The 18,371-nt window shown below is 66.3% G+C and carries 15 protein-coding genes and 3 pseudogenes; 8 read left to right on the top strand and 10 right to left on the bottom strand.

Annotated elements, in window-relative coordinates; translation table 11 throughout:
* Positions 1-292: 292 nt before the first annotated feature.
* From ACF1FZ_RS34305 to ACF1FZ_RS34315, 3 genes are all read right to left on the bottom strand, one after another.
* Complete coding sequence (locus tag ACF1FZ_RS34305) at positions 293-964, bottom strand: nucleotidyl transferase AbiEii/AbiGii toxin family protein (protein WP_391777281.1); 672 nt, start codon at positions 962-964, stop codon at positions 293-295.
* Positions 961-1,308, bottom strand: a complete 348-nt coding sequence (locus tag ACF1FZ_RS34310; protein ID WP_391777282.1) for a transcriptional regulator — start codon at positions 1,306-1,308, stop codon at positions 961-963. Before ACF1FZ_RS34310 ends, ACF1FZ_RS34305 begins: the two co-directional genes overlap by 4 nt.
* Positions 1,309-1,591: 283 nt before the next feature.
* Complete coding sequence (locus ACF1FZ_RS34315) at positions 1,592-3,016, bottom strand: ATP-binding protein (RefSeq protein ID WP_391777283.1); 1,425 nt, start codon at positions 3,014-3,016, stop codon at positions 1,592-1,594.
* A gap of 1,139 nt (positions 3,017-4,155) precedes the next feature.
* Between ACF1FZ_RS34315 and ACF1FZ_RS34320 the strand changes: the two genes are divergently transcribed.
* Complete coding sequence (locus ACF1FZ_RS34320; protein ID WP_391777284.1) at positions 4,156-5,940, top strand: N-6 DNA methylase; 1,785 nt, start codon at positions 4,156-4,158, stop codon at positions 5,938-5,940.
* Between the two features lie 73 nt (positions 5,941-6,013).
* Complete coding sequence (locus ACF1FZ_RS34325) at positions 6,014-6,235, top strand: hypothetical protein (RefSeq protein ID WP_391777285.1); 222 nt, start codon at positions 6,014-6,016, stop codon at positions 6,233-6,235.
* A gap of 410 nt (positions 6,236-6,645) precedes the next feature.
* Here ACF1FZ_RS34325 and ACF1FZ_RS34330 read toward each other — a convergent pair whose 3' ends face one another.
* From ACF1FZ_RS34330 to ACF1FZ_RS34340, 3 genes and pseudogenes are all read right to left on the bottom strand, one after another.
* Positions 6,646-7,047, bottom strand: a complete 402-nt coding sequence (locus ACF1FZ_RS34330) for a DNA-binding protein (protein ID WP_391777286.1) — start codon at positions 7,045-7,047, stop codon at positions 6,646-6,648.
* A complete protein-coding gene (locus ACF1FZ_RS34335) occupies positions 7,044-7,292 on the bottom strand; it encodes a hypothetical protein (protein ID WP_391777287.1) in 249 nt (82 codons plus the stop codon). The genes ACF1FZ_RS34330 and ACF1FZ_RS34335 overlap by 4 nt, the downstream gene beginning before the upstream one ends.
* Before the next feature lie 556 nt (positions 7,293-7,848).
* A pseudogene (locus tag ACF1FZ_RS34340) lies at positions 7,849-8,100 on the bottom strand (RHS repeat-associated core domain-containing protein); the annotation flags it as partial.
* Between the two features lie 94 nt (positions 8,101-8,194).
* On the opposite strand from ACF1FZ_RS34340, the gene ACF1FZ_RS34345 reads away from it, so the two are divergent.
* From ACF1FZ_RS34345 to ACF1FZ_RS34360, 4 genes and pseudogenes are all read left to right on the top strand, one after another.
* Positions 8,195-8,656 (top strand): hypothetical protein, encoded by a 462-nt coding sequence (locus ACF1FZ_RS34345; protein WP_391777288.1) that lies wholly within the window; start codon positions 8,195-8,197, stop codon positions 8,654-8,656.
* Positions 8,657-8,665: 9 nt separating this feature from the next.
* Positions 8,666-10,489, top strand: coding sequence for an alpha/beta hydrolase (locus ACF1FZ_RS34350; protein WP_391777289.1), 1,824 nt, complete (start codon positions 8,666-8,668; stop codon positions 10,487-10,489).
* Between the two features lie 81 nt (positions 10,490-10,570).
* Entirely contained in the window at positions 10,571-11,032 is a 462-nt protein-coding gene (locus ACF1FZ_RS34355; RefSeq protein ID WP_391777290.1) for a hypothetical protein, read from the top strand.
* A 577-nt stretch (positions 11,033-11,609) separates the two neighbouring features.
* Positions 11,610-11,738: pseudogene (locus ACF1FZ_RS34360) on the top strand (IS630 family transposase); the annotation flags it as partial.
* Here ACF1FZ_RS34360 and ACF1FZ_RS34365 read toward each other — a convergent pair.
* Positions 11,727-12,119, bottom strand: a pseudogene (locus tag ACF1FZ_RS34365) (IS110 family transposase); the annotation flags it as partial. The pseudogenes ACF1FZ_RS34360 and ACF1FZ_RS34365 overlap by 12 nt on opposite strands.
* Before the next feature lie 204 nt (positions 12,120-12,323).
* Positions 12,324-12,536: a hypothetical protein gene (locus tag ACF1FZ_RS34370; protein WP_391777291.1), complete on the bottom strand. Its 213-nt coding sequence runs from the start codon at positions 12,534-12,536 to the stop codon at positions 12,324-12,326.
* 99 nt (positions 12,537-12,635) lie between these two features.
* Here ACF1FZ_RS34370 and ACF1FZ_RS34375 point away from each other — a divergent pair, with 99 nt between their 5' ends.
* Together ACF1FZ_RS34375 and ACF1FZ_RS34380 are read left to right on the top strand one after the other, a co-directional pair.
* Entirely contained in the window at positions 12,636-12,947 is a 312-nt protein-coding gene (locus tag ACF1FZ_RS34375; protein WP_391777292.1) for a transposase, read from the top strand.
* A complete protein-coding gene (locus ACF1FZ_RS34380; protein ID WP_391777293.1) occupies positions 12,944-13,816 on the top strand; it encodes an IS3 family transposase in 873 nt (290 codons plus the stop codon). Before ACF1FZ_RS34375 ends, ACF1FZ_RS34380 begins: the two co-directional genes overlap by 4 nt.
* Positions 13,817-14,377: 561 nt before the next feature.
* On the opposite strand, the gene ACF1FZ_RS34385 is transcribed toward ACF1FZ_RS34380, so the two are convergent.
* Together ACF1FZ_RS34385 and ACF1FZ_RS34390 are read right to left on the bottom strand one after the other, a co-directional pair.
* Positions 14,378-14,746, bottom strand: a complete 369-nt coding sequence (locus tag ACF1FZ_RS34385; RefSeq protein WP_391777294.1) for a hypothetical protein — start codon at positions 14,744-14,746, stop codon at positions 14,378-14,380.
* 6 nt (positions 14,747-14,752) lie between these two features.
* A partial coding sequence (locus ACF1FZ_RS34390) for an RHS repeat-associated core domain-containing protein (protein ID WP_391777295.1) occupies positions 14,753-18,371 on the bottom strand: 3,619 nt, incomplete at its 5' end.

Below are 18,371 nucleotides of genomic sequence, written 5' to 3' on the forward strand. Positions count from 1 at the left end.
CGTGGTCCGGACAACAAAGAAGCCCCTGGCCGTTGGCCTGGGGCTTTTTCATGGAGCGGGTGACGAGAATCGAACTCGCGCTCTGAGCTTGGGAATCACCGGTGCTTGGATTGGCGTAGTCGACCTGACCTGCATGTTTACCCGGCTCAGGTGAGATCGGCGTGGTCTATGGGCGCCGTGCTTGACTGCTGTTGTCCGCTCCGAAGGGCACGGATGGGGCACGACGGCCGAGAGGCGATCAGTCCCTCTCGCGAACTGCGGCCTGTCGCGTAGTGGGCATGCGGTCAGACCATCAGTCCTCGTGCGGGGACGCGAGCTCGTGAAGCCGTTCCCCGATGTCGTCGGCCCAGGTCTGTGCCCACTGACGCAGCCCGGCGATCGCCTCCTCGTCGAGTCCGTAGGCGGCGAATTCCGTGTCATCGATCCAGTCGGCTCCGCCCAGCCGAGCTTGGAGCTCGCTGAGATCGAAGGAGTCCCGGGCATGGCGCCGGCCGAGTTCCTCGAGTTCGACGGGGTTCCAACGGCCCGTGGCGGCCTGCACGTCGATAAGGTCCCTGGCGAGTCCGCGGTCGGCCAAGGCGCGGACTTTCGTGCCCACAACATCTTCGAGGGACAACACCAAGCCGTACTCGGTGTTTACGGGTGGCCGCCAGAGTGCTTCCTTGAGGATGTCAACCTCGCACTCTTCACGGCTGACCGGGTCGGTGACGATCAGGCGCGCGGACAGCGGGTCTGTTTCCAGAGCACTGACCTGCCACCCGCGCTGCTCCAAGCCGATGCGTACGGCAGTCGCAATGTTGTCCATGCGCTCGGGGTTTTCGGTCGCGACATCTAGGTCCTGGCTCAGCCGGTCGACCAGGCCGTGCGCCTGGACTGCGTAGCCACCGGTAAGCGCCAGAGGATATTCGCCACCCACGGCGAGCACGTCTGCAAGCAGGCGACGGTGCAGACCGGTGAGGTTCACGCAGCGGCCTGGGTGCTGTGAGCCAGCTCGTCGAAGGAGCGTTCCCAGACTTCACGGACGTCACGGCTGATCAGCGTGCGCAGTGTGGGCCACAGGCTGATGAGAAGGCCGCGATTGAGATACCGGACCAGATCATCGTGCTGGCCTTCGGCCAGGACGATGCGGTAGTAGCTCATCCGCAGCCGGGGCTGATCGAGATCGAACGTGGTCAGTCCCGACCACGCCAGGTGAAGTGGCAGGCTCACTGTGCCGTGCTCGGGGCCGACAAGCTCGGAGAGCGCTGCGGGCGTTCGCCGGGCGAACTTGGCACGGCGGAGATCAGAAAGACTGGGCTGTGATGCCATACGTCGATTATCCAGGGAGAGGCCACCGAAGCCGACCGGACGCATCCAAGGTGACCCACACAAGGAAGCCCCCGGCCGCTGGCCTGGGGCTTTTTCATGGAGCGGGGGACGAGAATCGAACTCGCGCTCTGAACTTGGGAATCACGCGACGCTCGGGCATCGATATGCGACCTGACCTGTGGGAACAGGCTGATGCTTCCCGGATCCGAGTGTCGTATCGGCACTTGTGATGACCGCTCTTTACCGCTGCTACTGGCACGTTGTGGCACGGCCGGTCACAGATTCAGGTCCAGGCGTCATGGAGGTCCTCGGGCGTGAGAGCGGGGACGTCGGCGGTGCAGCCGCTGCGGGTGACGGCGAGCAAGGGGGTGGTGTCGTCGGCGCCGGGAAGTTGGGATCGGTGGGTGATGAGGCGGGCAAGGTCGCGGTTGTCGAAGGGCTTCTTCTCCAGCCACTTGACCGAACCCACGAGCGTGATCTTCTTGGCGATGGGGGAGCGGTCGGCTCCGACGATGTCGATCTCCGGGTCGTTGGTGCGGGTCCAGTAGCCACCGATCGCATGGGTGCCTACAGGCAGCTGTCCATCATCGGAGCCCAGTCGCCACAAAGCTTCGCGGATGACGGGCTCGATGGCCCTGCCTCGCCAGGACGTCCAACTGGCACGGATGGTCTCGAGGACGCGGTCGCCACGGCCGCGTTCGATTGCGGGGATGCCTGGGCCGATGAAGGAGAGCCAGAAGCGCAGGTACGGGTCGTCGATGCGATAGCGGGTCTCACGGCTGGGTTTGGTGGAAAGGGGCAGTTCGGCGGCGACCATGCGGCGTGAGGTGAGGAGCTCGAGCGAGCGGCTTACCGAGCTGGGGTTGAGGCCGCCGGCGGCTCTGCCGATCAGGGTGAAGGTGCGTTCGCCGTGGCCGATGGCGCCCAGGACAGTGCGAGCTTGCGCCTCGGCGGGGAACTCGGCAGCCAGGGACCGTTCGCCGCTGACCAGCAGGGCGGAGGTCGGTCTGCGCAGGGCCAGTTCGAGGTACTCCCAGAGCCCGGCGCCCTGTGGCCATTCCTCCAGGATGAGTGGGAGCCCGCCGGAGATCAGGTAGGCGTCGAAGGCGTCGGCGGGCGGCAGATCGAGCATCGAGGCGATCTCTGCTGGATTCAGCGGTGGCACGACCATTTCGGTGCCTCGCTGATAGAAGGGCCTTCCGTAGGTGTTGAGCTGTTCCATCATGGCGATGTCGGAGCCGATGAGGACGAGCAGAACGGGCAGTTTCGACAAGGTCCGGTCGAATACCTTCTGCAGTGTCCCCTCGAAGCTCGGGTCCTCGCGTACGAGGTAGGGCATCTCGTCGAGGACCACCACGCTGGGGGAGTCGGTGGGCAGAGCGGAGGCGAGCATGGTCAGCGCGGCGTCCCAGGTCAGCGGGGCGGTGAAATCACTGAACCGCGCTGCGTCGGGAAGCCGGGAAGCGGCCACCTCGGCGGCGAAACCCGCCAGGTCCCCCTCGCGGGAGCCGCCGACAGCGGTGAAGAACACATGCGGCAGACCGGCCTGCTCCAGGAACTCCTCCACCAAGCGGGACTTGCCCACCCGGCGGCGCCCGCGGATCAGGACGGCCCGCCCCGGACGCCCGCTGCGCCCGCCGGTCTTCACCGGATGCAACAGGTCGTCCAGAAGACCGAGTTCGGTGCGGCGCCCGATGAAACCGTTCACGGCAGTCCACCTCCGTTGCATAATCCCTGATACTTCCATTCAAGATACTCTCATGGATAGTAGCAACATATATAACGGAGCGTGATGCAGGAGGTTCGTGGGGTCGGTCCGGGCTCTTCGAGCCCGACGGGGCTCCGGCGGTTCATGGGGGCCTGTGCATCAGGCGGACCCCCGAGGTGATGGGCGTTGAGGCTGCACGGAACAGGAAGGAACCGGCCGCGCGGCCTCTTTCTACCGCGATGAGCGGAACAGGGGAGCCACCTGCGCCCGGCGATGGACAGCGGCCTCGAAGGTGTCCTGCTCGCTACAGAAGCGGCTGGCGGCACTCCTCGGTAGTCCTGCACGCAACTGGCGTACGAGGAGGCCGGCGCGAGATTTCTGTTAACCCATGTAATCGATGGACCTGAGTGGATGGCCTGGTCGCAGAAGCGTTGCTGGACCCGCTTTCGCGTCCCGCTTCGTCTCTGCAGTGGTCGTGACGGGGTGGATTGCCTACCGCTCCGCCCAGGCAGACAAGGTGAGCACTGTGAATGCGCGTTTGGCTCGTGTGTCTTCTTCCTCGTACGGTCCTCGCATCGGAAGATCGACAACCCCAACCGCCGGGAGCCGACATGCAGTTGACGCACAATGAGCAAACCGGTCTTGTCACCCGAACTCAGATCGCGGAGCGCGCGGGCGTAAGGCGCCCGGCCGTGTCGAACTGGGCCCGGCGGCACAAGGACTTTCCCGTCCCTGTGCGCTCCGGTGAAACGGAGCTCTTCCACGAGGCCGAGATCGCGCGGTGGCTGAGGAACCGCACCATTCCTCAATCGCAGTTGCGCGACGGAGAGCAGGCGGGAACCACCTATGCTGACCGATTCCGCCGGACCAGCGGTGACCGGCCGTCTGCGGAGTCGAAAGCCGTGGGGAGTCGTGTTCAACGCATTGGGGCCGAGGACAGGAACGCCGTCGACCAGCTGATGGGCCGACTCGCAGACCGGGTCCGAGGCCCGGCGACGATGGCGGACTTCGTGAATCTCTGTCTCATCGTGATGTATGTACGACATGCGGAACCGGAGCAGTGGCGCCGGATCGAGGACGCCATGTCCACCGGTCAAGGGGCCAGGGATACGCAATCGCTGCTCCGTTCCCTCGGCGACATGGCCCAGGACACGCTGCGCCGGAACGGCGACCGCACCGACATGCGCAGCAGCTTGCTGCAACTGGAACCGCGGAGCTGGGACGACCTCACCACGGCCGTGCGAACGGCAGCAGGCACAGGCGTTGGCGCGTTCCAGCTCGTGTGGGAGTCGTTCAGCGCCCGGGAAGGGCTGCAGAGCTCGGAGTTCTGCAGCCCGGTGGGCCTGGCCTCGTTGTCCGCGGCACTCGTACTGACCCCCGGGCAGAAGACCACGGTGCTCGACCCCTACATGAGGGGCGGAGAGATGCTGGCGGCTGCGTACCGGCACATCGGAGGCGCGCGGGGGACCGTGTACGGCGAGACCCTCGACGGCCGGCTGCAAGCGGTCGCGAGTCTGTACCTTCTCCACCTCGGCGTGCGACCGAAGCTGACCAGCACCCGATCCGACCGATGGCCACCGAGCCGCGAGCACGATGTCGACGTGGTGCTGACGAACCCTCCGTTCAACATGAGCGACGCACCCGGCCCCGGGCGCCGGACGGGCAACTGGCCGTACGGATCACCACCGCGAGGCAATGACAACTTCGCCTGGGTGCAGTACGTCCTTGGTGCGCTGGCACCCGGCGGTCGCGCAGTGGTGGTCATGCCGGTCAAGGCGGGCAACTCGGTGAACACCGCCGAGCGTGACATCCGCCGCGCCCTTGTCCGTGGATGGGCCGTGGAGTGCGTCATCACGGTGCCATCCCATCTGTTCTCCGCGACGCCCGTGCCGGTTTCCCTGTGGGTGCTGCGACGAGCGGAGCATCCGCTGAGGGACGGCATCCTGTTTGTCGACTCCCAGGAGTTGGGGACAAAGGTCCGGCGTCGGCGCGTGCTGCGGGACGCGGATCGCGACGCGATCACGGCCGTGGTCCGGCCGTGGCTTGACGGGGAGCAGTGCCCGGACAGTGAGTACGCGGTGCGTGCTGCCGAGCGAGGCTTCTCGGCTGTCGTCGTGGCCCGCGCAGTCGTCGCCGACGATGAGTGTTCACTTCGTCCCGCCGACTACCTGGGGAGCGGAAATTACGGCGCTCCTCCCGTCGCGTCCCAGTTGCGCGAAGCCGGAGAGGACGCGGCGGAGCATACGGACAAGCTCCGTCTGCTGGAGCAGCGGGCGATGGAATCGGGGAACGGCTACCGCACGGGATCGGGGCCCGGACGCTGGAACGAGACCGTGCTCAAGGACCTGTGTGAGATCCAACCTGGTCCGTCGTACACCCGCCTACCAGCAGAGGCACGCACGGCAGACGCCGGTATTCCACTCGTCTTTCCGCAGGATCTCGTCGAAGGGAAGATCGCGGACGAAACCCGGGACCGCGTGCCGTGGAAGACGGCCGACCGCTTCAAGAAGTTCGAGTTGCTTCCGAACGACATCGTTTGCGTGCGGACGGGCGCGCAGCAACAACCCGCGCTGGTCTCCGGCCGGCAGGCCGGATGGCTGCTCAGCTCTAATGTGACGCGTCTGCGCGTACGCCCGGAGGCCGAGATCGACCCCCTGTACCTCCACGCCTACCTGGGCCTCCGGTACGCGCGCGAGTGGATGTCCCACCGTGCCGCGGCCACGGCAGCGCCCTCGCTGAGCTCTGCGGCTCTGGGCCACCTTCCCGTGCGCTTTCCACCGATCGAGCACCAGCGGCGGAGCGTGGACCTCCTCGGCGAGCTCGGCCGACGCGCCGATGCGTACGCCGCGTACGCCTCGGCACTTGGCCGGCTGCGGGCCGAGCTCGCCGAACACGTGCTGCACGGGTCGGTCGAGCCGCTGTGACGGCCTGCCACCGCAGATCTCCCCTACCCGCGCCTTCTCCTTCTCGCCCGTGACCCTCGAAAGGATCGAGTCCATGCCCGAATCGACAGCCCGTTCCGGACGTACGTGGCAGCTGTGGCTGGCGCTTTACGTTGCCTCCTCCATGGTGGTCGGCCTCGTCGTGAGCCATTTGGTACTGCGGTCAGGCGTTGGCACCGCTGATGTCGTTCTGGCTGGGGGAGGCGGCTTCGCGACCTCCTTCGCCCTGTGCCTCGCATTGCCCGCGGCCGTGCGCGAACTCAAACGACAGGGCTGACCCCCCGGCCGTTCGCGCGGCTGAGCCCGGTCGACTGGGATCCCTGAGCCGTGGTTGCGGCGAAGCCGGCATTGGCTCTCTGCAACGTCTCTGCCGCCGCCCTGCACTGCCGCACATGCTCCTGCAGGTTCTGGGCAACACGGAAGCCCCAGGTCGCTGACCTGGGGCTTTCGCATGGAATGTATGGAGCGGGTGACGAGAATCGAACTCGCGCTCCGAGCGTGGGAACCAGCGGTGCCTGGGTTTTTGAATAGGCCCTGACCTGCGATTCCGCGAGGGGCAGGTGGAGGGCCCCGGTCTGTGGGAGCCGCATCTGACCGCTGTTGTCCGCTCTGCTGGGCACGGATGGGGCACGAGGACCGGCGGTGCAATGGGTCCTGCGAGGTGCGTGCTCCGGGCGGGCCGGCTGGTCAGAGGGGGATGATGCGGGCTTGGTTGCCGCAGAGCTTGGTCATGTCGTCGCTGTCGGAGGTCAGCAGGGCGACGGGTTTCGGCTGGCGGAGCGCGACCTCGGCGACCGTGGCGTCGATGGCGTGCTTGTGCCCGTGCAGTCCGGCGCCCTTGAGGAGTTCCGCTGCCGCCTTCGCCGCTTGTTCGGTGACCGGTTCCACCTTGACGCGGGGCAGGGTCCAGTTCGGGCGAGGCATGTCGGTGCGGGAGTAGGTGACTTCCACGATGGTGTTCGCTCCGATCACGAGGTCGGCTCCCATGTCGTGGAAGACCCGAAGCATCGCGAGGAGCTTGCGGTCCTGTGCGATCCAGGCGGAGAGCCCTTCCGAGTCCAGGACGACGGTCTCGATGCGCTCGCTCACGCGGCGTCCGCGTCCTTGGAGGAGCCGGCGGCGCCGAAGATCTTCGAGCGGGCCTCCGCGAGTTCCTCGTCGCTGAAGCCTCCGTGCTCTTCCTCGTGGCGGCGAAGGTCGTCGCCCAGCAACTGGTGCCGGATCTGGCGGGCCACGGCTTCGGCCACATAGCCGGAGACGTTGTCCGTGAGCTTGCGGAGCTCCGCCACCTGGTCGGTGGGGAGCGTGACGGTGATGCGAGTCGTTGAGGACATGCAGCAAGCATGCCGGGGTATGCGCGGGATGGTCCCGAGCTTCTGCGCCTGACCTCGGCAGTCGAGGTTGCGTGATCCGTGGGGCTCGTGGCGCCTCGGCTGTCCGCCTCGGGGCCGGGTCGTGCACACGTGTGGATACGGCGGCTGATAGACGGCATACGCTGGCGGACTCGGACGGGCGCCCCGTGGTGGGACGGGCCGGGGGTTTCAGCCCGTGGGCGAGGGTCCTTACTCAGCAGGCCGAGCCGATGCGAAGGGCCTGGTCACCCTGGGGCGTGAACGTCGACTTCGCTGTTTGCTGGGCCCACCAGCACGCCGCTGGGGCGGCAAGAGGGTACCTGCCCGGTGCCAGAGAAGGACGCCGGTGCGCGCTCAAGCTCGCGGCGACCAGGAGGAGCAGTCCTCACCGCTGTGTCGCCGAAGAGCTCCTGCGTGCCGTCAGGCAGGTGGCGACGTAGGCCAGGCGCCTCCGTACGAGGGGAGATGCGCGTTCGTCCGTCGGAGTGGGCAGGTCGTAGTCCGTCATTCCCCTGCCGTTGACCGTGGTTTCCTCCGCGAGCCTGTCGGACCAAAGGTGCGGATTAGAGACGTAGGTGACCGCATTCGGCGCCGGTTCCAGACCGAGCGGATCGGGAGAGAGGTAGCGGGCGGTTTCAGGGTCGTAATGACGGCTGAGGTTGTAGTGCAGCCCGGTTTCCGGGTCGTGGTACTGGCCCGGGGACCGGAGCGGTGTGTAAGCCCTACTGAACCGAGACCAGGTGGTGGTCCCCCAGAGGGTGGCCCGTGTGCGCCAGACCAGGCCGCCGGACCGGGAGAGCGTTTGTTTTGCGCGCCGGGGCCGGGGAGTATGGCGGCTCGCTCCGGGGCCGCCCGGGAATGGGGAAACGGGGAGGGTTTCGCGGATGGCGTGGGACGAGTGGGAGGGGCTCAAGGCTGATGCGGCGGTGCGCGGTTCCGCACAGATGCAGTTGAATCAGTATCCGGCCGACCAGGGGGGTGGGGCTCCGGCAGGTGCGGCTTCGGAGGATCTGAGGTCGGACAAGAAGGCATGGGTGAAGGCCGGAGAGGGTGTTACGGGCCTGAAGGACGGCATCAGCAAGGCGTTGACAAAGCTGGGCGATGGGCAGGCGGGGCTGGGTGACGCCGATGGGTGCCAGAGCGCGGCGGCGCAGAAGGAGCTGTACGACTCCTGGAAGAAGTACGTCGGCGATGTGAGCAGCCGCTGTGACGAGCTGGGCGGGCTTCTGGAGAGGTCGGGTCACGATCTGTCGACGTCTGACGAGACGGTCAGGGGGGAGCTGGACAAGCTCAAGGTGAAGTACGAGGACACCGAGGCTGTCGGCGGCCAGACGAAGGCGAAGTGATCCGCGGTCATGAATCTTGCGACACTGAGAGCTTTCAAGCCGTCGGAGTACGAGGACGCCGCAGACGGCTACCGGGGGATCGGCGACATGGCCAGTGCGGCCAAGGACACGGTCGACAACCAGATCTGCGCGGGGATGCGCAACCGGCTCGAGGGCGAGGCGGTGACGGCCGCCCTGCGGGAGCTCCAGAAGCTGTCGAAAAACTTCCACTACTCGCAGACCGAGTGCGGTCTGGTAAGCACCGCGCTGAATGGCTTCGCCTTCGACATGGCGGCGGCCAAACGGAAGCTGGACGCGGCGATCGAGGACGCTCGTGCCGCCAGTTGCACGGTGAACCCGGACGGCTCGGTCACTTATCCGCCAGGCAAGAAGCCCGGCGACGAGAAGGTCGCTGATGGCGGCACGGTGGCCGGGAGTGCCGGGGGCAGCCCGACGTCCGATGGCCTCGAGCGCCAGGCAGTGAACATCCACCCGAACCCGAACTACGGCAAGGCGATGGGGTACGCGAACCGGATCGCCGATGCGTTGAAGGAAGCCACGGACGCGGACACGAAGTGGGCGCCGAAACTGCGCGCGCTGAAGGCCGACGACGACCTGACAGTCTCCAAGCATGACTGGGCCGACGCACAATCCGACATGGGCGGGGTCCGCGAAGCGGGCAAGAAGTACCTCGACTCCCTGCCGGAACCGCCGAAGGATGGCAGTCCGAAGGACAACGCATCATGGTGGAAGGGGCTCAGCCCTGAGGAGCAGTCCGCCTACCTTTCCACGAAGGCCGCCTCGGTCGGAGCGCTGGACGGGTTGCACGCGGAGGTCCGTGACGAGGCCAACCGCATGGTGCTTGCCGAGGCCCGAGGTGCCGCTCAGGTCGAATACGACACGTGGCTCAAGAAGAATCCGGAGCCCACGCGACACACGGATTACATCAACCCCATGACCGGCACCATCATGAAGGGCGTCAAGGTCGACAGCGTGGCATGGAAGGAATGGGAAGAAGCACGTAAAAGCGCCCACAAATCCATCGACGGCATGGACGCGATCCAGAACCGTTTCGACCAGACCGGCACGAAAGGACTGCCCGAGGCGTATCTGCTGAGCTTCAGCACCGAGGGCGACGGCCGCGCGATCCTCGCCAACGGAAACCCGGACACCGCGGATCACCAGGCGGTCTACGTGCCGGGTACGACAGCGGAACTCGGAAAGATCGAGGGCGACCTCAACCGCTCGGTCAATGTGTGGAACTCGGCCGACGCCAAAGCCGGCGGTGAGTCCGTCTCCACCATCACCTGGCTCGGATACGACGCGCCTGATTCCGTACCCAAGGACGCCCCCTTCGAACACTACGCGTACGACGGCGCACCGGCGCTCAACCGGTTCCTGGACGGCCTGGAAACGTCACACGCCGACGATACGGCGCCGCACCGTACCGTGATCAGCCATTCGTACGGGACGACCCTGGTCGGCGCAGCGGCCCAGACAGGGGACCTCAACGCCGATGACGTCGTCTTCGCGGGCAGCCCCGGTGTCAAGGTGTCGGACGCCGAGGAGATGGATGTCCCCAAGGGGCATGTGTGGAACGCGGAAGCCGAGGGGGACGTGGTCCCGGATCTTGGTCGCTATGGACACGGCGGGGACGGTTTCAGAATTCCCAGCGATGAACAATTCGGTGCCAACCAGATGACCACGGACACTGAAGGCCACAGCGATTACTGGGATGAGGGGTCGACAAGTCTGGAGAATCAGGCCCTGGTGGTTGCGGGGAAGGGGGAGGACGTGGCCTTGAAGCCGCCGCCCAACCCATTGACGAGTGAAGAAGTACTGCGTTCGAAGTAGGAGAGCTCAGACGTGAAGACCAGAATGCGTGCCTCCGTGCTCGCCGTACCCCTTGTACTCACTGTCCTGACAGGATGTGGCATGACCGACGAGAAGAGCGATGGCGTCCCGTTCGCCGGCACGAGCACCTCGCTTGACGCCGCCGACACGATGGAAAAAGTCTCCAGCGAAATCTACGATCTGCTGGGCGTGAAGGGAAAGGCGTCGGAGAATTTTCCGGGAGTGATGGACTGCTCAGGCAAGGACCCAAAGACACACTTCCGCATCTTCCATCCGTGGAGCTTCACCCCTGCCTTGGCGAGCGACCTAGACAAGGCGATGGAGCGACTCAAGGGAGAACTACCCAAGCACGGATGGGAGATCGTCGAATACGGGCCGAATACCAGCAAGAACAAAAACATCACCCTGACCGCCGACAACGAAAAGAAGAAGGTCAGCGTCAAGGTCACCAACATGGCGAAGAGTGACCCGCCGATGCTGAGCCTGGATCTGGTGTCCGGTTGCTACAAGGTCCCGGACGGAAAAAAGGTCGAACGCTTCTGAGAGGCCATACGCCGTAGCGACCGTTAGTGCCGCATCAGGCAACGTTCGCCTCTTCGGACATTGCCTGATGGGCGGCCAGATGCCCGCCTCCGACCGTAGGAACGGAACTGAGGCTGCCAGTACTCCCGTAGGGTGCTTGGGTGTTCAATCGGCTTGAGATCAGTGTGTTGCCACCAGGCCCCCGATGGGCTGCCCAGTTGTCTTTCCGGATCGATGGCGCGGAAGTGGTGGCAGCCGCGATCGGAGAGGGAGGCCGCGGCCCGTTTGCCGAGAAGGCATTGCCGGCCGATGGCCAGGGCCCCCTCTGGGCAACCGACGGGGGACGACGTGTAGTGCTGGGTGAGCCCGAGTGCACGGGCGGATGCTGTGGCTACCTGTCCGTGTTTGTGCAGCGTCACGGCAGGATCGTGAAGTGGTCCGACTGGCAGGTGCCCGTTGATGAGGCACGCCCTCCGACTTTTCACTTCGACGCCGATCAATACGACGCCGAACTGACCCGCGCGCTGACAACGTCTGCCTCGTGACGTTTTGCCGCGTGGGTGCTTCCCTGCGCGGCGGACGGGGCCAGAATGATCACGTGGGTGGACGTGTGCAGGTTCGTGAGATCGATGGTGACGAGGGTCGGCGGTTGCTGCGGATCATCCGCAGGGGCACTGGGTCGGTGGTGACCTGGCGGCGGGCCCAGATGGTGCTGCTCGTCGGTCAGTTCCAGCGAGCGCAGGGTGTGCGGCATGGTCCGCGCGGCATCGGCGATGACGGCCGCGTTCTTGGCGTCGGTCTTGGCCTCTCCGGGGTAGAGGTCGGCGATTCGGCGCATGGCCAGGCCGGGCAGGTAGGCGACGCGGCAGCCGGCGTCGCGGGCGACGGTCAGCGGCAGGGCACCGATGGAGGCGGGCTGGTCCACGATGACCAGGACGGTGCCGAACTTCGCGGTCAGCTTGTCGAAGACGGCCCGCAGTTTCGGTTCACTGCTGGGCAGCGGCTTGTCGAAGACCCTCTTGCCCGCCGGCGTCAGCCCATGGCCGTGATGAGTGGACTTGCCGACGTCCAAACCGAGGAACACGCCCACGTCTTCGATCTCGAACATCGTTTCTTTTCCAGGGTGTTGACGGTGCCGGCCTCGGCTCGGGTGTCGTGCTCGCGCATCCACGTTATGCAGACCTGCCGCCCGCGAACTGTCCGGCATTGCGCCGGACCGGGCGGTGGCCGGGCCTCTGATCAGCGTCTCCGACGAACACCCCCGGACCCGGTGACACCACCCCCCAGGTCATTCCTTCGACAGGGGACACAATCATGCCGAGCCCGGAGGCCAGCGGCCCTCTTGCAGGACCGCAAAGAACATAACGGGGACGGTGCGCTGCGTGGTGCGCTCGCGCACAAGTCCGGCCTCTTTCAGGCGGGCGAGCGCCAGATCGAGGAGGCGGTCGGGGTGGTCGTCCTGGGCGAGTCGTTCACGGAAGTCGCCCAGCACGCTGCGGTGGAAGCCGGGATCGTCCAGCTTCAAGGCCATGGCGTACTTGAAATCGATGCGACAGCGGACTGAGCCTGATCCGCTTTGACGGACATTCGAGATCAGGGGTTCGTCCCCGGGAGGATGTCCATCATGGAGAGCATGGGGAAGAAGAAGCCTCGGCGCCCTCGTCGATCGTTCACGCCGGAGTTCAAGGCCGAGATCGTCGGGCTGTGCCAGCGGGGTGACCGCTCGGTCGGCCAGGTCTCCAGAGACTTCGAACTGACCGAGACCGCGGTGCGGGACTGGGTGAAGCAGGCCGAGGCCGACGCGGGCGAGCGCAACGGGCTGACCAGCAGTGAGCGCGAGGAACTGGCAGCGCTGCGGCGGGAGAACCGCCGGCTGCGCGAGGATGTCGACGTCCTCAAGCGGGCCACGGCTTTCTTCGCGAAGGAGACCCGGTGACGGTGCACCCGTTCATCGAGGCGGAGAAGCGTGCAGGTCACAGCGTCAAACGGGCGTGTGAGCTGATGAAGGTCTCCCGGACCGCCTTCTATGCCCGTCGCTCCGGCCTGCCCGGTCCTCGTGCGGTGCGGGATGCTGAGCTGACCGAGCAGATCACCGAGGTCTATGCGCGATCGCGTGGGACCTATGGGTCCCCGCGTGTACATGCCGTGCTCACGCGCGAGGGCGCCGGGTGCGGTCGGCGTCGTGTCGCACGACTGATGCGGGTCGCCGGGCTGCAAGGCCGGCACCGCCGCCGGCGGCAGGTGACCACGGTCCCCGATCCCAAGGCCGCCCTGCGTCCCGATCTGATCGTCCGGGACTTCCGGCCCGACCGCGCCGGGCTCGATGCCCGCTGGTGCGGCGACATCACATACATCCCGACCGGCGAGGGCTGGCTCTGTCTGGCCACGGTCATCGACATCGCCTCCCGGCGCGTGGTCGGCTGGGCAACCGCCGATCACCTGCGGACCGAGCTGGTGGCCGACGCGCTGACAGCCGCCTGTCGGCAGCGGCGCCCCACCCGTCCCGTGATCTTCCATTCGGATCGCGGCTGTCAATACACCAGCCAGCAATTCTCGTCCCTGGCAGCCGAGTTCGGGGTTCGGCTGTCGGTCGGCCGCACCGGTCAGTGCTGGGACAACGCGCTCGCCGAGTCGTTCTTCTCGACCATCAAACGCGAACTGCTCGGTACTTCTGCGTGGCCCAGCCGGGCCTCCGCCCGCACCGCGATCTTCGATTTCATTGAGGGCTGGTACAACTTGCACCGACTGCACAGCGGCCTCGGCTACCTCAGCCCCGCCGAATACGAGACCGCATTCGCAGCCTGACCACCACACCAAAGGTGTCCGTCGAAGCGGAGCAAGCTCAGCCCACTGATCATGCTGCGGCACTGGGAACTCCAAGATCTCCGACAGAGCCAAGAAAGGCCCCGATCGCTGACCAGGGCCTTCATCATGGAGCGGGTGACGAGAATCGAACTCGCGCTCTGAGCTTGGGAATCACCGGCTCTTACGGTGACCCAAACCGCTCTGACCTGGTGATTCGCCACTTTCGAGGAGCTTCTGGCATGGCCTTGCGGTGCCCTTGCTCACCGCTGTTGACCGTTCTGCTGGGCACGGATGGGGCACGAGCGGCCGGTGCGCCCGGCTCGTTCTAGGCATACGTTTTGCTTTAGCCCTGCGCGTGGACCGCGGTGACGTGGCCCCGGCCGGGTCGAGGGTGAAGCGCGGGGCTCGGACAGGTCGTCGTCGATGCAGCCCAGTATCCCGTCGGCGCGTTAACCGTAGGCACAGTGGTTTGAGGCTGCACCCCTCGGGCGAGGTGTACGGCCGCGCCGTAGGTCAAGTGCCGGTCCGCCCGGGGTCACCGTCCGCCGGGCGACCGTACTCCTACGAATGGGCCAGGATCGTCGCCCGCTCATCTTCGTATACCGCGATCGCCCGTGGGTCGCCGTCGTAATAGGCCTCCCAAAAACCGGGTGCGCTCCATGATTCGGGGCACAGTGAGAAAGAGCCGGAATCGAGCTGAAAATACTGCCAGGTCGGCGACAGGGAGTGGGAAGTGACGGTGAAAGATCGGGTGTCGAAGAGGGCGGACTGTCTTAGTCCGCCCTCAATGAACTCGACGCGGAACGAGGTGCCCATTTTGAACCGTGCGGAAATTTCGAGCACCACGTACTCATGCCCGTCGGTGAGGGCGGTGATTCCCTGCAAGATTTTAGGGTCCGAGGTGTGGATTGTGTTCACGCGGACGCGCATGTCGAATTACCTTCTGTTCATGATTACCTTGTAATCATAGTTCAAAACTCGCCCCGTTTCGGGATTGTAATAATAGTGCACCTGGAAGTCGCCGTAAGGCGACTGGTGCGTCTTGGTCGTGTATTTGCCCCAGTCGCTGAGATTGCTTCCGTCCGACGTCATGGCCTCACGTACCGCAGGGTTGCCGATCCTCTCTCCATCGATCACTCGCCGGGAGTCGGTGATGGCCTCAGGCGTGAGCCAACCGTTCTCGTTGAAGATCGAGCCCGCTGACTCCCTGCGCAGTTGTTCGGCGAGCCGTTGCCCCTCGGCCGAGCCCGGGACGAAGTTCTCGTTGACGTCTTTGCCCTCTCTGCCCGTGTCGTTCAGGCAGCGAGGGGCAAGGCCCAGAGGGTCGGACCAGGTGTGTGGATTGTGTACGTACGTCGAGGGATTGGGTGCCGGGGCCAGTCCCAGTGGATCCGGTGTCAGGTAGCGGGCTGTTTCCGGGTCGTAATGACGGTGGTGGTTGTGGTGGAGGCCGGATTCGGGATCGTAGTACTGGCCGGGGAAGCGGAGAGGGGTGTACGCGGTGCTGTGTCTGGCCCAGGTGGTGGTGCCCCAAAGGGTGGTTCGGGTGTGCCAGGCCAAGGAACCGGCTTCGTCGACGAGTTCGGTGGGTGCGCCGACCAAGTCGGTGACGATGGCGAAGAAGCGTTCGTCCACCATGTGTTGAGAGACATCGTCGGAGAGGATCCGTTCGGTCTGGGCCAGAGGCCGGAGCCCTTGGTGGTCCCAGGTGAGGACGATGGGCCGGGGTAGCTCGGCCGCGGTGGTGACCTGTTCACAGAGGGTGGTGCCATCCCACGTGAAGCGGATCTCCTCGACCACGGCCCGGTGGTCGTCACCGAGGCGCTCCTTGGCGATCCGGCGGCCGAGCGGGTCGTAGCGGTACCGCCACCGGGTGCCGTCCGGGGTGGTGACCGCGGTCATGCGGTCCTCCGCGTCCCACTCGTAGCGCCAGGTGTCGGGCTTGCGGGAGAGCCTGGTCCTTTGGCGCAGGGTGATGCGGCCGGCGGCGTCGTGCTCGTACCGCGTGCTCCCAGCACGGGTGATGGTGGTGCCGGTGTACGAACGGAGGCCGGTGGCGTCGTGTCCCGGGTGGGAGGAGGGCCATTTGGCGGCGGTCTGGTTCCCGGCGGCGTCGTAGGCGTACGACTCGTTCCAGTTGGCGGCCGTGACCCGGGTGACGCGGCCGACGCCGTCCAGGTCGAAGCGGCGGGCCCCGTTCAGAGTGTCGTCCAGGACGGTGAGATATCCGTCGACGCGGTAGGTGTAGGCGCGTGCATTCAAGGTTGCGCGGTCGCGGCCGATGAGGTGCTGAGTGCTGAGGCGGCCTGCAGCGTCCCAGGTGGAGGCGAGGGTGAGGGCATCACCGAAGGTGCGTTCCCGTTCCCGGCCGGCGGCGTCGTGGGTGAAGGTGATGCGCCGTTCACCGGCGGTCGTCTCACTGGGGCGGCCCACCGCGTCGTATTCGTAGGTGGTGCGCCGGCCGGTGGGGGTGACCCGGCGAGTGCGCCGGCCCAAGGCGTCGTACGCGTACGTGGTGGCACAGCCGTCCACGAGCTCCGTCTTCACCCGTCCGGCGCGGTCGTACTGGTAGATCAGCTCGGTGCCAGGACCGCTTGCCTGTACCAACCGTCCAGCCGGGTCGTAAGCGAAGGTGGTCACCTGGCCGACGGCATCCTTGCGGATTACGCGGCCGAGGGCGTCGTGAGCATAAGCGACGCGCTCCCCGAGGGGGGTCGCGGAGGCGGTCATTCTTCCGGCCGCGTCGACGGTGTAACCGACGGTGCGACCGTCGAAGTCGGTCTCGGAGACCAACCGGCCGGCCCGGTCGTAGGTGTATGACCAGGTGAGGCCCTGCGGGTTGGTGACCTGGGTGAGGCGTAGGTTCGCGTCGTGCGTGAACTCGTACCGGGATCCGTCGGGATTGGTCCGGGCCGCCAGCAGGTCGAAGTGGGTGTACTCGAAACGGCTTGTTCCGCCGACGGGGTCGGTGTGGGTGAGCCGGTTGCCCTCACCGTCATAGGTCCATGACTCAGTGGCGCCGTCCGGGCCGGTGCGCTCCGCGAGTTCACCGTCGAGGGACCAGCGCAGGAGGGTGACCGCTCCCAGTGGGTCGGTGGCGCGCACGGGGCGGCCCAGGGGATCCCGGTCATAGCGGGTGGTGTGCCCGAGCGGGTCGATTATTTCCACAGGCAGTCCGGCAGGGTCGCAGCGGACTCTGGTCACGTTCCCCAGCGCGTCGGTGACCGTCGTGACCCGGCCTGCCATGTCGTAGGTGTAGCGGGTGGTGCTGCCGCCTGGCTCGGTGACCGCCGTGCGATTGCCGTGGTCGTCGAATTTTTGCAGGCGGCGGGAGCCGTCCGGCTCCACGAGCTCGGTCACGAGCCCCCGCCGGTTCCGCGCGACGCGCAGACGGGTGCCGTCCGCCTGCGTGACCCCGGAGACTCTGCCCTCACCGTCGTAGGAGAAGGCGGTCGTGTGTCCTAGCGCGTCGGTGTGCGTCAGCCGGTTCCCGTCGGTGTCGAAGGTGTCGCGGGTGGTGTTGCCCAATGGGTCGGTGGTGGCGAGGATCCGGCACCTGCCATCGACGAGATGACGTGTGGAGTGACCGTCGGCGGTGGTGAGAGTGGTGGTTCGGTTACCCGTGGACGGATCGGGTTCGCTATAAGCCAGGGTGACTTGGAAGTGGCCCGCCTCACCGCCTTCCGCGACGACGCGGTCCCGGTCGTCGTAGGTGTAGCTGTACCGGCTGTCGTTTGAATCCGTCCACCCCGTTACTCGGCGACGGTCGTCGTAGGAGAAGGTGAGGGCAGCAGCCCCCGACGGTTTGATGACGGTGCTGAGGTTGCCGTCCGTGTAGCCGTAGGTGCGCAGCGGAAGGGCTGCCTCCCGGTCGGCGGCCGTGGGCGCCTCTACGCTCGCCGTGGGGGTGAGCAGCGCCAGTTCTGTCACCAGTCCGTTCGTCAGCGTCAGCCCCAGGTGGTAGCCGGCTGAGTGGTCCAGGGCCCTGGGTGCGCCGTCCTCATCGCGGTCGTAGGTGATGGTGTTGCCGTTGCGGTCACTTACCTGCCCGAGCCAGGCGTCACCGTCGCACCCTGGCTCCGCCCCGGTTGGTGCGTCGAAATGGCGCACGAGCCCGTCGTCGGGGTCGGTGAGCGTGTAGTCGCCCCCCTCGTCGCGGCTGAGAACCCTGCGTGAGGTGCCGGACTCCGGGACAGTCGGCAGACCGGGGACGGGGTGGGGGTAGGTGATCAGGAGGCCGTCGTCAGTGACGTGGATGACGCCGTTGGCGTCGATCTCCAGGCGTTCGTCGACGGTGGAGGCCCATGAGGGGCCGAAGAACCGGCCGGCGGTGTAGCCCGATTCCACCCGGCGGGTGAAAGCGAGGGGCAGTACCCCGGGGAGCACCACATCGGTCTGCGGGAGGAACATGCGGCCCGAGGCCAGGTCGACCGGGTCGGTGCCCTCGGCGGTGCGCTCGCTGTCGGGCCGGTTGTGGGTGCCTTCGGGGGCGTCGTCCACCAGGCGGCGGGCCTTGTTCGCGTCCTGTGCGAGGTCCGCGAGCTCCTTCGCGACC

This window comes from Streptomyces sp. NPDC014623 (assembly GCF_043088245.1).
In the GTDB taxonomy this organism is placed as follows: Bacteria; Actinomycetota; Actinomycetes; order Streptomycetales; family Streptomycetaceae; genus Streptomyces.

What these genes read in the sequence shown, in the direction of transcription:
- ACF1FZ_RS34375 (WP_391777292.1), top strand. Translation starts at nt 12,636, where the DNA reads ATGGAGAGCATGGGGAAGAAGAAGCCTCGGCGCCCTCGTCGATCGTTC.
- ACF1FZ_RS34335 (WP_391777287.1), bottom strand. Translation starts at nt 7,292, where the DNA reads ATGTCCTCAACGACTCGCATCACCGTCACGCTCCCCACCGACCAGGTG.
- ACF1FZ_RS34320 (WP_391777284.1), top strand. Translation starts at nt 4,156, where the DNA reads ATGGCCCAGGACACGCTGCGCCGGAACGGCGACCGCACCGACATGCGC.
- ACF1FZ_RS34310 (WP_391777282.1), bottom strand. Translation starts at nt 1,308, where the DNA reads ATGGCATCACAGCCCAGTCTTTCTGATCTCCGCCGTGCCAAGTTCGCC.
- ACF1FZ_RS34345 (WP_391777288.1), top strand. Translation starts at nt 8,195, where the DNA reads ATGGCGTGGGACGAGTGGGAGGGGCTCAAGGCTGATGCGGCGGTGCGC.
- ACF1FZ_RS34350 (WP_391777289.1), top strand. Translation starts at nt 8,666, where the DNA reads ATGAATCTTGCGACACTGAGAGCTTTCAAGCCGTCGGAGTACGAGGAC.
- ACF1FZ_RS34355 (WP_391777290.1), top strand. Translation starts at nt 10,571, where the DNA reads ATGACCGACGAGAAGAGCGATGGCGTCCCGTTCGCCGGCACGAGCACC.
- ACF1FZ_RS34385 (WP_391777294.1), bottom strand. Translation starts at nt 14,746, where the DNA reads ATGCGCGTCCGCGTGAACACAATCCACACCTCGGACCCTAAAATCTTG.
- ACF1FZ_RS34325 (WP_391777285.1), top strand. Translation starts at nt 6,014, where the DNA reads ATGCCCGAATCGACAGCCCGTTCCGGACGTACGTGGCAGCTGTGGCTG.